The organism is Streptomyces katrae (assembly GCF_000966975.1).
GTDB lineage: Bacteria > Actinomycetota > Actinomycetes > Streptomycetales > Streptomycetaceae > Streptomyces > Streptomyces katrae.
In genome coordinates this window covers 1-604 of sequence record NZ_JZWV01000657.1, presented here as the reverse complement: position 1 = coordinate 604, position 604 = coordinate 1, and the positions used below count along the sequence as shown (strand labels likewise).

At 78.1% G+C, this 604-nt stretch carries 1 protein-coding gene; it reads left to right on the top strand.

Annotated elements, in window-relative coordinates; translation table 11 throughout:
* Positions 1 to 604, top strand: a 604-nt coding sequence (locus VR44_RS48515; protein WP_045949528.1) for a BACON domain-containing protein, incomplete at both ends; no start/stop codon positions are given.

The following is a 604-nucleotide window of genomic DNA, read 5'->3' as shown; positions in this document are numbered from 1 at the left end:
GACCCCAAGGACCGCGCCGCCCGCCGCGACCGCTTCCGGGCCCGTGCCGTGACCACCACCGTGGTCGCCACCGTCGTCGCCGCCCCCGTCATCGCCCTGTGGGCCGCCTACCGGGGCGCTCCCACCACCGGCGAACCCGTCGGCGACGGCACCCGGATCTCCGCCACCGAGTCGAAGATCCCGCCCCCGTTCACCGAGGGCCGCCCGCTCACCGCGTACGAGAACACCGGCAACACCGCCCGCACCACGGGCGAGCCCGGCTTCGCCTCCGGCAGCGCCGCCCCCGACGTCTCCGTCGAGGTCATCAGCAGCGGCGCCCCCGCCACCCCCGACCCCGCCGGCCCCGGCGCGCCCGGCCGGCTCACCGTCGCCGCCGCCACCCGCGGCGGCACCACCCTGCTCACCCTCAGCGCCTCCGGCGGCAGCCCCGTCGCCTGGCGGCCCTGGTCCGACGCGCCCTGGCTGCGCGCGAGCCAGACCGCGGGAACCCTCGCCCCCGGAGAATCGGTCACTCTGCGGATCACCGTCGACACCGAGGCCCAGCCCGTCGGAGCCTGGACCGCCCGCGTCGGCGTCGACCCGGGCGGAGCCGTCGTCTCCGTAT